This window comes from Exiguobacterium sp. TDN 0502, assembly GCF_050846835.1.
In the GTDB taxonomy this organism is placed as follows: domain Bacteria; phylum Bacillota; class Bacilli; order Exiguobacteriales; family Exiguobacteriaceae; genus Exiguobacterium_A.
Genome location: NZ_JBOZGJ010000006.1, coordinates 103,045 through 115,522 on the forward strand (window position 1 = coordinate 103,045; position 12,478 = coordinate 115,522).

Annotated in this window: 15 protein-coding genes; 4 read left to right on the plus strand and 11 right to left on the minus strand. The window is 46.2% G+C overall.

The genetic code is table 11. The features are described 5' to 3' along the window. Positions 1 to 141 precede the first annotated feature (141 nt). The 3 genes from ACRPK8_RS08485 to nfsA form a co-directional block, all read right to left on the minus strand. Entirely contained in the window at positions 142 to 852 is a 711-nt protein-coding gene (locus tag ACRPK8_RS08485) for an NAD(P)H-binding protein (RefSeq protein ID WP_432237831.1), read from the minus strand. 156 nt (positions 853 to 1,008) lie between these two features. Beyond that, positions 1,009 to 2,202, minus strand: coding sequence for an LCP family protein (locus tag ACRPK8_RS08490; protein WP_432237832.1), 1,194 nt, complete (start codon positions 2,200 to 2,202; stop codon positions 1,009 to 1,011). Between the two features lie 15 nt (positions 2,203 to 2,217). Next, a complete protein-coding gene (gene nfsA / locus ACRPK8_RS08495) occupies positions 2,218 to 2,964 on the minus strand; it encodes an oxygen-insensitive NADPH nitroreductase (protein ID WP_432237833.1) in 747 nt (248 codons plus the stop codon). A 144-nt stretch (positions 2,965 to 3,108) separates the two neighbouring features. Between nfsA and ACRPK8_RS08500 the strand changes: the two genes are divergently transcribed. Next, on the plus strand, positions 3,109 to 4,020 hold the full coding sequence (locus ACRPK8_RS08500; protein WP_432237834.1) for a hypothetical protein: 912 nt from the start codon (positions 3,109 to 3,111) through the stop codon (positions 4,018 to 4,020). A 61-nt stretch (positions 4,021 to 4,081) separates the two neighbouring features. On the opposite strand, the gene ACRPK8_RS08505 is transcribed toward ACRPK8_RS08500, so the two are convergent. Next, complete coding sequence (locus tag ACRPK8_RS08505) at positions 4,082 to 4,345, minus strand: hypothetical protein (protein ID WP_432237835.1); 264 nt, start codon at positions 4,343 to 4,345, stop codon at positions 4,082 to 4,084. Positions 4,346 to 4,485: 140 nt separating this feature from the next. On the opposite strand from ACRPK8_RS08505, the gene ACRPK8_RS08510 reads away from it, so the two are divergent. Then, complete coding sequence (locus tag ACRPK8_RS08510; RefSeq protein ID WP_432237836.1) at positions 4,486 to 5,322, plus strand: GNAT family N-acetyltransferase; 837 nt, start codon at positions 4,486 to 4,488, stop codon at positions 5,320 to 5,322. Here ACRPK8_RS08510 and ACRPK8_RS08515 read toward each other — a convergent pair. From ACRPK8_RS08515 to ACRPK8_RS08530, 4 genes are all read right to left on the minus strand, one after another. After that, positions 5,311 to 6,246 carry a hypothetical protein gene (locus tag ACRPK8_RS08515; protein ID WP_432237837.1) on the minus strand — a complete coding sequence of 312 codons (936 nt, stop codon included), beginning with the start codon at positions 6,244 to 6,246 and terminating at the stop codon, positions 5,311 to 5,313. The genes ACRPK8_RS08510 and ACRPK8_RS08515 overlap by 12 nt on opposite strands. A 111-nt stretch (positions 6,247 to 6,357) precedes the next feature. Then, positions 6,358 to 6,717, minus strand: coding sequence for a hypothetical protein (locus ACRPK8_RS08520; RefSeq protein ID WP_432237838.1), 360 nt, complete (start codon positions 6,715 to 6,717; stop codon positions 6,358 to 6,360). 73 nt (positions 6,718 to 6,790) lie between these two features. Beyond that, positions 6,791 to 7,231 carry a GNAT family N-acetyltransferase gene (locus ACRPK8_RS08525; RefSeq protein WP_432237839.1) on the minus strand — a complete coding sequence of 147 codons (441 nt, stop codon included), beginning with the start codon at positions 7,229 to 7,231 and terminating at the stop codon, positions 6,791 to 6,793. Between the two features lie 17 nt (positions 7,232 to 7,248). Then, positions 7,249 to 7,764 (minus strand): GNAT family N-acetyltransferase, encoded by a 516-nt coding sequence (locus tag ACRPK8_RS08530; protein WP_432237840.1) that lies wholly within the window; start codon positions 7,762 to 7,764, stop codon positions 7,249 to 7,251. A 245-nt stretch (positions 7,765 to 8,009) separates the two neighbouring features. Here ACRPK8_RS08530 and murB point away from each other — a divergent pair, with 245 nt between their 5' ends. Next, positions 8,010 to 8,924 (plus strand): UDP-N-acetylmuramate dehydrogenase, encoded by a 915-nt coding sequence (murB, locus tag ACRPK8_RS08535; protein ID WP_432237841.1) that lies wholly within the window; start codon positions 8,010 to 8,012, stop codon positions 8,922 to 8,924. A gap of 50 nt (positions 8,925 to 8,974) precedes the next feature. Here murB and ACRPK8_RS08540 read toward each other — a convergent pair whose 3' ends face one another. Further along, positions 8,975 to 10,198, minus strand: coding sequence for an aminopeptidase (locus tag ACRPK8_RS08540; RefSeq protein ID WP_432237842.1), 1,224 nt, complete (start codon positions 10,196 to 10,198; stop codon positions 8,975 to 8,977). A 98-nt stretch (positions 10,199 to 10,296) separates the two neighbouring features. On the opposite strand from ACRPK8_RS08540, the gene ACRPK8_RS08545 reads away from it, so the two are divergent. Further along, positions 10,297 to 10,716, plus strand: coding sequence for a hypothetical protein (locus ACRPK8_RS08545; RefSeq protein WP_432237843.1), 420 nt, complete (start codon positions 10,297 to 10,299; stop codon positions 10,714 to 10,716). Positions 10,717 to 10,750: 34 nt separating this feature from the next. Here ACRPK8_RS08545 and ACRPK8_RS08550 read toward each other — a convergent pair whose 3' ends face one another. Both ACRPK8_RS08550 and ACRPK8_RS08555 read right to left on the minus strand, forming a co-directional pair. Further along, positions 10,751 to 11,587 (minus strand): formate/nitrite transporter family protein, encoded by an 837-nt coding sequence (locus tag ACRPK8_RS08550; protein ID WP_432237844.1) that lies wholly within the window; start codon positions 11,585 to 11,587, stop codon positions 10,751 to 10,753. 183 nt (positions 11,588 to 11,770) lie between these two features. Then, positions 11,771 to 12,373 (minus strand): hypothetical protein, encoded by a 603-nt coding sequence (locus ACRPK8_RS08555; protein WP_432237845.1) that lies wholly within the window; start codon positions 12,371 to 12,373, stop codon positions 11,771 to 11,773. Between the last annotated feature and the right edge of the window lie 105 nt (positions 12,374 to 12,478).

A 12,478-nucleotide genomic window follows, 5' to 3' on the forward strand; every position in this document is an offset into this window, starting at 1 on the left:
CCCTCCTTCTTTTTCAAGTGTAGCAGACTTCCTTTCTCTGACCGCTCTCTTTTATGTACAAAAAAATGAACTCTTCCCGGAAAAACCGGAAAGAGTTTATTCTCTATCATAACGTAGGATCGTCTGACTCGATTCGTGCTATCAGTTATAACGCGGAAGTTGTTTTTTCACTTGCCGGTTATCCTTAACACTACCTACCGCTTCCGTGCCGCCTAGTGCTTCATTGAGGGATGTCTTTCCTTCCTTCACCTCTAGGCGCCGGTTGAAGACAGCCCGGTTATCAAGTGCTGCAACGAGAACTGATGCGACATCCGTCTCGGAAATCGTCGCATCCTTCGTATCTTTTAAATCTTCATCCGCTTCAATCAAACCGCGTCCTTCACCTGTCGTGATGGAGACCGGGCAAATGATCGTATACGTTAAACCGCTATGTTCAATCTGCTCTTCTGCCGCATTTTTAGCAGCATAGAACGGATAAACATCCTTTTTAAACTGTTCTGGCCGGTCTGCACCATGTGCGCTCAACAGAACGAAGTGGCGGACCCGTCCTTTTTTTGCTGCATCGATTGTTTTCAGTGCTACTGTCCGGTCGAGCAACTCAATTTCAGTTGCTTCCCCATCCACTCCTGCTGTTGCTGCACAGATGACGGCATCTTGACCGGCGACTCCGTGCTCAATGACTTTCTCGAGTTCCGTTTCGATGTCAACATAATGTGCTTTAACACCGAGCTTTTCGAATCGTTCCACTAAGTGCTCGTGTCGAACGATGACCGTGACCTGATGACCCTTGGCAAGCGACTTGACAACGCGTGCTCCAATCGTACCGGATGCACCTACGACTAGTACTTTCATATAGGGGGTCCCTCCTCGATAAGTTAGTCACCTTTACCGGATCCCATTCATCTCACATCCGAACTTACTCGAGTGCGGAGAGGATCGGAATGATCCGTCAAAGGAGCAACGTACATCAATTTATACCCGCAATGAACGGAAGGAAACCCCTCGCGGTCACTTCTTCAGGGTCCCGTAGAAAGTGGTATCCAGACGGTCACGTAACTGCTGAAGTGCTTTTTCGTCAGGCAAATCATAGAATATGCCGTTCAATCGCTGACTGACCGCCTCAATCTCGTAGTGCTTGCGCTCAGACATCAACGCCAGAGAAAGACCTGCTGTTGCCATCTCACGTACACTCAGATCGAGGTTCATCTCCTCTTTCATATACGTGTGTGCCGCTGGAATTTTACCCCACCCGGTTGGCTTTAACAACTGTGTCGCAACGGCCTGAATGACTTCCGACTGACGATTCGCTCGTGCCCCGTCATTGTCTGTTTTACGATGCCTTGAATAGGCAAGCGCCATCGCACCATCCATATGGTATTCCTTCCCTTTTTGGAAGGAATATTGATTCGCTTTCCCGCTTGCATCCTGCTCGGAGAATGTTCCAGTTGATACAAGATTGATTCCGCCGATTTGATCCACTAACCCGATGAAACTATCAAAGGAGATGACGATCTTTCCGTCAATCTCTTCATCGAGTAAACCAGCTACAGCATCCTGGGTACACGCTTCGCCGCCGAATGCAAAAGCATGGGTGATCTTATCTTTTTTGCCATTCTCGCACGAAATCGGCGTATACGTGTCCCGCGGTATTGACGTCAGTTGAATCGTCCGGGATAACGGAACGAACTGCATGACGGATAATGAATCCGACCGTGATCCCCGTAACGATTCCCCAGGGCGGGCATCACTGCCAATCAACAGAAACGTAAACGGTTGTGAGGCAAAAAGGACGAATCCAATAAGCACTAACAAAAATAGACCAATCAGCTTTCGTTTAAAACGACGCTTTTTCTTCATCTTTTTTGGGTTAGCTTCTCGCGAAGAGACGTCAGTACTCGTCTCGGATTTCCCTGATCGGTCAGCCGCTCTCGAACGTCTCGCGCGTTCTTGGCTAGCAAATAAGCGCGAACTGGCGCGACCGACCATCTGTCCCACTTGCCGGAGTACACCGTTCCCAGACCGACGCGATGTATGTTTCCGGTTTCGCGGTTGCGCTTCGACATATCGATGATACGCCACGGATTCCTCCTGTCTCTCCTGTGTGATCGATTCTTCCGTCGAGAATGCTTCTTTTTTTGCCTGTTCTTCTAACTCTAAACGTCGTCGCTCCAAGCGGGAGCGGGGTGGTTGATGTTCTGCCATTCAGATACCTCCGTATCAGTCTTTTGCGATTTGTTTCTCTTTCAAGAAATCGCGGAGATAGGTCCGTTTCGGCTCGTGCATCGAGGCAGCCATCTGTTTGACCCACCCCTCTGTCCGTTGTCCTCCGGTCCGTTCCCCGTAATACGATGATGTGGATTCTTCATATTTCGTCAGTAACTCACGCATCGTATCGTCATCAGTATACGTATTCCGGTGGAAGACCGCATCCATCGGAAGGCGGGGTTTTTGACCGGGTTGTTGATCCGGAAGTCCAACTGCAACTCCGAACAGTGGTACGACGTGATCCGGAAGTTCCAGCAACTCGCTGACACGACGGGCATCATTTCGGAGTGAACCGATATAAACCGTTCCGTATCCGAGTGACTCAGCGGCAACGACTAAATTTTGAGCAGCGAGTCCGGCATCAACAGCCCCTACGACAAGCGCTTCCGTCGTCTCGATCGTCCGGCTGACATCACCCCCTGCTAGTTCTGCTGCTAACGTGTGCTTGTGGTAGTCCATACAAAAGACGAAGAAGTAACTGTTTTCTGCTACATATTGTTGCCCACTCGCGACATCCACCAATTGTTTTTTTAATGTTTCATCTTCGACACCGATGATGGCGTAGGCTTGCTGATATGAAGATGTCGAGGCTGCCTGCGCGGATTTTACGAGTGTATCAATCGTCTTCTCATCTAACTGATGCTCCTTGAATTTCCGGATTGACCGGTGGTTGAGTAAATGTTGAATCGTTTCATTCATGCGTAATCGTCCCCTTCTGTAATGAGTCTTCTTATTTAAGATAGTCGTCTCTGACTAAAAAGCGCAAATGAAGAGGTTCGGTTTATGAAAAAAGCGGGAAATGAATAGTGTTGTATTGTGCTTTTTTTGCGAAGGAGGGCGCTCATGAGAATTCGGAAACTACGGCTCTTACTGGAACAGTATGGCGATACGACCCTTCGCGATATCATCGTCGAAATCTATCGCCAGCTTCCAAGACAAGTCATCGAAGAAAAAGAGTTTGACGCCATGTTGACACAGTTCATGAAGTACAAGGATCTGCAAAAAGAACAGGAACAACCGACCGTCGAACAGACGATTGCACAGACGGAACGGTTCATTCAGTTAGCATATGACCTGCAGTATCTTGAGCCGAATCCGATCGTACCACTTCGCGAGCAAAAGAACTGGTATATCACCGCAAAACGTCTGCTCAAGCATTTGCGCCACTATGCCTATCGTAAAAATGGAACCCGCATCGCCTTTGAGGAATTTTTCTTTCTTCTTTCGTCAGCCGCCGGGGAAGAACCTTTATTTTTAAGTAATGATCCCTTTCGCTTATTAAAAGTCTCGCAGGTTGAATTCTTTCAAGAACTTGTCGGTTATTACAAGAATGATAGTCACGGTATCGAATGGATGGATCGTGCGCTCTACACGGCCTTGAAAGTTCCGATGGACGTTGACACCGAACGTAGCGATCTTCTGCTTGCCGTACTTGCCCACTGCGAAACAGCAGAACACCAAGAAGCGTATATCACCTGTTTAAACACGCATGCGAAAAAACTTCAGTCACATGTCCGGATTGATACAGACGCTTTGTCCACCTACCAAGAAATCCGTTTTGCCGAATTGCATGCTCTCATCTCATTACGAGAGTTAGAACGCGCTGAAACGATGCTGTTCACTGAATATATTCCGTATTTCTCCCATCGTTCCACTCCTTTTCGCTACTACCTTGATTTGCTCGAACGTGCCGGGCTCGAACAAGAACATGAACGGATTGAACGGGTCGGGCGTAAAAAGCGGATTCATTTTTAAAACGATACCAAAGAGACGCCCATGGACATCCGGCTGATGCGGGTCCATGGGCGCCTTTCCATTAATCCGAAGCATTGACGATACCGAGTCCGACGGTTGCGAGTAACGCGATACAAGCAAATAAGAATGCCATGTCGTTCGGTGAATCAAATCCTTCATAAATCGGTTCTTTTCGATCGACAATGATGTGATCTTCTGTTCCGTAATTGCCGTATGTCGTCGAACTGCTCATACCGGGTTCGTCGTAATCCCGTGCTTCTACCGACACGACATCCGTACTGAGTAACCACCCTGATAATCCGATGACAAGCCAGAGATACTTCATGTTTTTTGCCTCGCTTCTTTCTCATCTTCAGTAATCCATCTACTTTTTATTCGAAAACAAAGATATATCTTGCTTCTTTTTAATGTAAAATAATAACAGAGGATTCACATCTTCATTTAATTAAAAAGGAGGAATATGTTGTGCCTATCAGTTATTACAGTCAATTGTCTCATGCCCAACGCCGAAGCGTCCACCAACTTTTACAACATCAAAAGGGACATGAATTTTCATCGTATCCGTCACTCGAAGATCATCAATGGGTCTACCTTGAAGGTGAGCATGTATGTGCGACGCTCGGATACCACACCGTATATGATACCATTCGGTTTACGAACGGTGCCTATCGTGAACTTGCTGCATTCCGTAAGCTGGCTCGATTCCTGCATAAGCATGTCCTCCGACAAGGTGCGAAACGAATCCACGTACAAGTTTCTCCCCCGCACGATTCGACGCTGTCCTCCATTTGGAAAACACTCGGTTATACATTATATGCTGAGCAGTTTCGTCTGATCGGTCTTTCCCACGGTCGCCCTTCCACGCTACGTTTAAAATTCGTCCATGCCCATAACCAGGCACTCTATCTTTCCCTTCGTAATACAGCCACCCGAGAATCAGAGTTTCTTTTTCCGCATGATGCCGTCTATTTGGAGAAAGCCATTCAACAAAAAGTGATGCCTTACATCGTGTATGATCAACAGTTGATTGTAGGCACGCTTCTTTTTCAAAAACGGGGACAAACCATTCGCCTACTGGAAATCACGTGTCTACCGGAATTACGGAAACAAGGATATGGTAGTCGTATATTGGATGCTTTCCAAGAAAAGTTACGTCGTGCTAACATCCTGACGTTCGAAGTCTCTTTTCTGTCTATTCACGAAGACGTTCTACGCTTGTATGAACCGAACATTTTCTGCGACATCCAATTGTCTTCTCACTGGCATACCTTCACTGTGAATGTTCCGCCATCACTTTCGTAAACGATCTACGATTGCTTCATATTCTGGTAGTACATATGCTGCATCCATCTGATTGAAATCCATCTCTCCGATTTCCCGAAGGAGTTCCCCCATTTCGTACAATTGTTCGATGTATGCTTCTCCCCATGTCAAGGCAAGTCCTGGTTGATGGTTGTGAAACGCTAACAACGCATCCTTGAACATCTCAGAAGCACAGGATGCTTTTTTAGTCTCTGTCAGTAAATCAGGAAATAAGGTCGTCTGCCGCCCGATTAACGCATAGAACGGAAAATAATGCTTCGCATACAGGAATGTCGGTAAGTATGCGTGTGTTTGAACCGTTTCAAGTAGCAGCGGTGAAGCCGGACGTTGCAAACGTTCCGCCAACCCAACGCTCGCCTTGTGTACGTTTAACCGATCTAGAATCCGCGCTGTTAATGGTTCTTCGATATCAAGTAATAAAGCAAGATCCAACAGATTCAGTTCGTGGGTTTCCATGAACTGATCACTCCGTTGAATTGACATCGTATACGTCAGGTCCAGATGCGGCGAAACACTGGACCAAAGTTCCGGGTGACGGGCTGCGTACAGACCTACTGGAAAAACAAGCGGTTGACGAACAATCGACCGATGTCCCTCGAGCGTAAACGGCTCGTTGACATCCAGACCGTACGCAAGCAACAGCTCGATCAGTTCTTGACGTTTTTCGCAGGTGACGAGCGTTTGAAACAAACGATCGACTTCAACGAGCGGCTGTTTCATCTCGATCGCTAGCTTTAAGTGGGCAGGAGAGTCCTGTTCCAGTGCCCGCTTGATGAACTGTAAAGCACGTTGTTCCGCATCGTTCAATCGAACGACATGTGTCCGAAAAGCGGATGCATCCAACTCTCGAAACGCTTGTAAAGCAGGTGCAATGGCTTGATTTTTCGTAAAGGGTTTCCACATGATTCCCTAGACCTCCTCATTTCAGTATCTCTTCGTAGTGTACGCAATATCGAATCGTCTTGAAAGTAAAAAATGGAGAATCTTCCACTATCTCGGGAAGATTCTCCATTCTTATTTTTCGCCGACGCTTAAATGAGCATTCCGAAAGACAGCATCATGTTTTCCTGTTTTTTCAACACTTGTTCCGACAGAACCAAAATATTCGATTTCCTTCTTTGGTTGAATGAATTCATACGTGATCGCGGGTTCCCCACGCAGACGGACATGAATGATTTGTCGATGTTGTAAAGAGAAGGATGCCTTCACTTCAAGAAAGGAGGAAGCCGATAAATCATGTTGCTGCACTAACATCGTCATCAGCTCTTTTTCGGATGTCCGGTAATTTCCTTGTAGTTGAGCGTATGAAATACCGACACCTAGAGACAGGATGCCAATCAGACTAAGCGCGCAAATGATCAGTAATTTCTTCATGACTGATCCACCTCCGAGAAAAGTTCATTCTATCTATTCATCGGTTCATCAGCTGGTGACGTGAAGTCTTTTTTTAATCCTTTGCGTGAAATCGCATATCGACATGTGGGATTCCATCCTCAAGATACGGATCGGACACCGTCTCGAATCCGAAAGATCCATAAAATCGTTCCAAGTGTGCTTGTGCCTGTAAGTAGATCGTAGATTCCGCTTGTAAATGGCGCATTGCTTGCTGCATCATTTGTCTTGCTAGTCCGGCAGATCGATGTGACGAATGTACTGCTACTCGACCAATCGCCATTCCTTTTTCCGGATGGACATACATCCTTAGACATCCTGCGATTTGATCCGTGTCGTCCCGTACGACGAGGTGCGTCGCTTGCTGATCCTGATCGTCTAATTCAGGATAAGCGCAATTCTGTTCTACGACAAAGATATCCGTTCTTAGCTTCAATAATGCATACAGTGTGGCGGGTGTCATTTGATGAAACGACAAAAAGGTAAAGTCATACATACAAACTAATCTCCCTCTCAGTTACGACAAAGTCGTGATAATTGACCGGTATAAATCGTGACCGGAATTCCTTTAAACACCGTATCTTTCTCCCAGTTCAGTCCGTTCGCTCGTGCGACATTTTGGGAAGCATGATTATCCGGATGGATAATCGAGATGATCCGGTCATGTCCACGATGAAACGCCTCCACCATTAAATGCCGAGCTGCTTCGCGACCGTAACCGACTTTCCAATGCCTTGGCTCGAGCCAGTAGCCAACTTCCAGTTCTTCTATTCCATCGACTTCCTGCATCAACAGCCCTGCAAAACCGATCGGTTCATCCGTTTCTTTTTTCAATAACAATAAAAATCCGGTTTGTCGTTCATCCGTGTACCGATCCAGTTGTCTCTCAAACCATTCGCGTGCTTCTTCTTCTTCTAACGCAACTCCTCCGTTGATATAACGCATGACTCGTTCGTTTTGGACAAGCGACTTATAAAATTCAAAATCGTCTTCTTCAAACCGCCGCATCCACAAGCGTTCACTTTCCATCTCGATCTCCTCCTTTTATAGTACTCTTTTCCCTCCTTCTTTTCGCTTCATTCCTCTGATCAGAAAAGCCATCAAAGTGACATCTTTCATTACTAATCGATGACATTCACTCCCTAGTGCTTGCAATTCCCGGCAGAAGTCGGTATTTTGGGAACAGTATGTTGAACATCGACTGTACGATTAATGTTAAAATATATTTTGAGCGCATGCGCGCTGGGTAGGAATTTACGAAAAGGACTGAGACCATGATGACTGAACAAGTAATGACAGGACTCTACGAAGGTATTGCTAAAGAGTCCGTATTGATCAATGAACCTTTAAAATACCACACGTATACGAAAATGGGAGGCGTTGCGGATTTATTCATCATCCCCTCTTCTTATGAAGAGACCGCTTTTGTCGTTCGCTACGCTTACGAACAAGACATTCCTCTCACACTGCTCGGCAACGGATCAAATCTCGTCGTTCGAGACGGCGGTATTCGCGGAATCGTCCTTTCATTCGAAAAACTGACTGAAATTTCGGTTGAAGGACACGAACTCGTCGCTCAAAGCGGCGCTGCCATCATTGAAGCTTCGCGTGTTGCGTATGCCCATCAACTAAGCGGTTTAGAGTTCGCTTGCGGAATTCCAGGAACAATTGGCGGCGCTTTGATCATGAATGCCGGTGCATACGGCGGCGAAGTGAAGGATTGCCTGCACAGCGCCACCGTTTTGACTCGGAAAGGCGAGCTGCTGAATATCTCACACGATGAACTCGAGCTCGGGTACCGGACGAGCTGTTTCTCAAAGAAAGAGTATATCATCCTCGAAGGTCGCTTTGCTTTGACGGAAGGCGATCCGGCACTGATCAAAGAAGTCATGGACGATTTGACACATAAGCGCGAAACGAAGCAGCCGCTGGAATATCCTTCTTGCGGGAGTGTCTTCAAACGACCTGAAGGATATTTTGCCGGAAAATTGATTCAAGATAGTGAACTTCAAGGTACACGCATCGGTGGTGCTGAAGTATCAAAAAAACATGCTGGTTTCATCGTTAATGTCGAAAACGCATCCGCGACTGATTACATCGCACTCATCCGCCATGTACAGGAAACTGTCCAAGAAAAATTCGGTATTCTGCTTGAGACCGAAGTAAAAATCATCGGCGAAGAAGCTTAAATCAAAAAGGTGAGTTCCGTTCCCATGACCGGACTCACCTTTTTTCATATTCAGATGGTCCAGTTTCCGTCACGCATGACAGATTCACGCGTACCGTCTGCCAGTTCTCCTTCGATCGATAAATCCGCTGATCCGATCATGAAGTCGACATGCGTCATGGAGTCATTCGCCCCTTGTGCTTCTAGTTCTTCAGCTGAGAGACTTGGTCCATTTTCAAGACATGTCGAGTATGCACGACCAATTGCCAAGTGGCACGAAGCATTCTCATCGAATAACGTATTATAGAATAAGATGCCTGAATCTGAAATCGGTGACCGGTGCGGCACGAGAGCGACCTCTCCGAGATAACGGGCGCCTTCATCAAGTGAAATCAAATCATCAAGTGCTTCTTGTCCTTGCTTCGCTTCTGCTTTGACGATTTTTCCATTCTCGAACCAAAGCGTGAAGTCGTCAATTAAGTTTCCGCTATAGCTGAGTGGTTTTGTACTCGAAACATGACCGTTGACCCCGGTCTTTTTCGGAAGTGTGAACACTTCTTCAGTCGGAAGATTCGCGATGAAATCAACACCATCCGCATTCGGACCACCACCGCCTAACCAGACGTGACGCTCCGGTAATTCAATTGACAATTCTGTTCCCGGTGCAGTGTAATGCAATGTTTTATATTTCTTCTCTGTCAGGAATTTCGCTTTTGAACGCAAATTATGATCATGATCTTCCCATGCTGCCACTGGGTCCGCTTGATCAGCACGTGTCGCCTTTAAAATAGCTGACCAAAGTTCCTCAACCGGATCATTTGAATCAGGGAACACTTTTTCCGCCCAGCTGTCAGACGGTGCCGCTACGACGCACCAGCTGACGTTGTCACTCATGACGAACTTTCGCCAATTGGCAAGGGCAACACCTGCTGCTTTGTTTGCACGTGCGATTCGGCTTGAATCCACGCCATTCAATAAATCGGGATCTTCACTGACAACAGATAAAAAGGCTGTCTTTTCTTCTGCTAGTTGGTCGTAACGCGCTTTCAACCAGTCCGGAAATGTATCGAACGAATCTTCTGGTGCGTCGAAATAACGAATTTTCGTCAGTTCATCATCAGACCATTGGACATACACTTGGGTTGCCCCGACTTCGTAAGCAACACGCGTAATCTCACGGACGAGTGGTGCATTCTCAATTCCTGCCCGTACCTCGAGTTGTTGACCCGGCTGTAAATTGATTCCTGTACGTACTGCTAAAGACGCATACTGCTGTAACTGTTCTTGTGTTGGCATGATGTAATCCCCCTTCTTGTACCTTTATTTTCACGAAATAGTTGCAATTTTGCAAGAAATAAGGCGAAACTAGAAGGAGAACAGAAGGAGGCATCACCATGGAATTCACACCCGGAGATTTTAAATCCGCTTATACGTATTTTCATCGACAGGCACTCGACCTCGTCGGTGATGAAAAAGCACAACAAGACTTGTTGGTTCGAGCAGAAATCGGACTTGCACATTTGACGCAGGATATCGCATCTACAGAAAGTTCCGATATCGAGCGGGAAGCAGAACTTGTTCTGTACTTCCAATTAAAACAATTGCTTGAAATGTTACGTGCACGTTATCAAAAAAAGTTCTCGATGCATGCGGAGCAGGAACAATTGTTGCTGACAGCCGTACTCTACTTCACGTCTCCTGTCGACGCTTTACCGGATGATAACGTCCTCGGACTGTTTGACGATGCGCAAATCGTCGAGAAAATCTATGAAGAACTTGCTGCTGACGTTGATCGTTTTCAGCATATGGAATGAAGAAAAAGCAGCCGTCCGTGACAGCTGCTTTTTCTTATGCCTTTTGTTTAGACGCGATATGGACGGGTGTCGTCGACTGACGAGATTCATCCACTTCTAATTTTTCCTTATTCAACCACGTGTACATCATCCCCATGAAAACAGCACCACCGATGATGTTTCCCGCTAGGGCTGGTAGCAGGTTATGCATCGCTCCCGCGATCGTAATCGTATCAGGATGCGGTACGACTAAAGCGATGGAGAAAAGCGCCATATTCGCAATGACGTGATCAAATCCTGATGCGAAGAAGACGGCGACAAGTACCATCATCATCATGATTTGAGCTAGTTCGTTTTTCATGTTTTTTGGTATGAAAATCGCTAAGCAAACCATCCAGTTACAAAAGATGGCCCGGGTAAAGATTTCCCACGTTGAATGGTGAATCTTCGTCTCTGATACGGCGAACAACCAGTTGTTCGCTCCCAGTTCCTGTAAAATGCCGGTTTGCGAGAAGAGAAGCGCAAATGCTAATCCCCCTAGTCCATTTCCGATCAGACAGATCAACCAAACCTTCACCGTATCCATCTTCGTCGTATACCCGCGCATCGTTGCCGTTGTAAAATACATCGTATTTCCTGTAAACAATTCCGCTCCCCCATAGACGATCAAGACGAGCGCTACGCCGAATGTCAGACCGCCGACCAGTGTCGCAACAGGCGATTCCGTCATATATAGACCGTTAATTGCCTTTAAGGTAAAAATGATGGCAAAACCAATGAAAATTCCAGCTAACATGGCACGAACTAAGTACTCGAGCGGACGCACTTGTAGCATACGTGTTGATTTGATCGCTTTATTCCGTAATCCTTCTAATGCTTCTACCTCGTTCATCGTAGAAACCTCTCTTTCTTTTGTTCAACACTTCACAATGTTTGTTCATTTATTATCATACTTCCATCTTAAAAGATGTTCAAGCCTTGAATAGACCTGTTTTATCGTTTTCATAAAAGAACGAGATGTAAACGATGTCATTGTGTCGAGATTGTGAAAAATGCCTTTTCTTGTTTTATACAACTAATTACTTTGAAGGGAAAGAGCGGAAGTAAATCGTTCAAAGAATGTTTTCCGTCTCGATTCATCGAGAACATAACCATCAATGACGACCCGGTTGAAGCGTCGTGCAGAAGACGTCGCACGATCGATATCGGTCGGTGTGTAGGCATCAAATGCTTTCCGGTCGAGCGTAAAATCAGCCTGGGAATAGGGATCCGTATATTGAATGTCCAGAGCGGTTAAATCTGGAATCGTCGAAAAAAGAACGAGTGTATGGTGCATGAATACTTTTGATAAACGAGCCTTTAGGAAACGTTCGTCAATCTGTAGCTTTCCCGTGTCGGTTCCGATCCACTCCCGACGTTCTTTCCCTGTCACGTCATAGACAAGTCGGAGGGAATCGCCTTCGACCTCGACTTGTTTTAAATTAGCGGAAAACGGTAATTGTTCTGCTAATTGACGGACTGCGAGCGTATTCATCATCGACGCTCCGACCTGTCTTGCGACGAGATCACCGTCGTACCAGACAGACCGTGGCGTCTGATCTTCTGAAGGTTGCATGAAACGTATTCCGACTACTATACCAAGCAGAATGCACCCGAGAATCAAAAACGTTTTCTTCATTTTCATCACCTTCCTAAAAAAAATCACCCTTTTTCATTTTTTTTCATAAGAAGGGTTGAAATTTTATGCATATGGGCGTACTCTTGCATGCAGATACTCACAGAA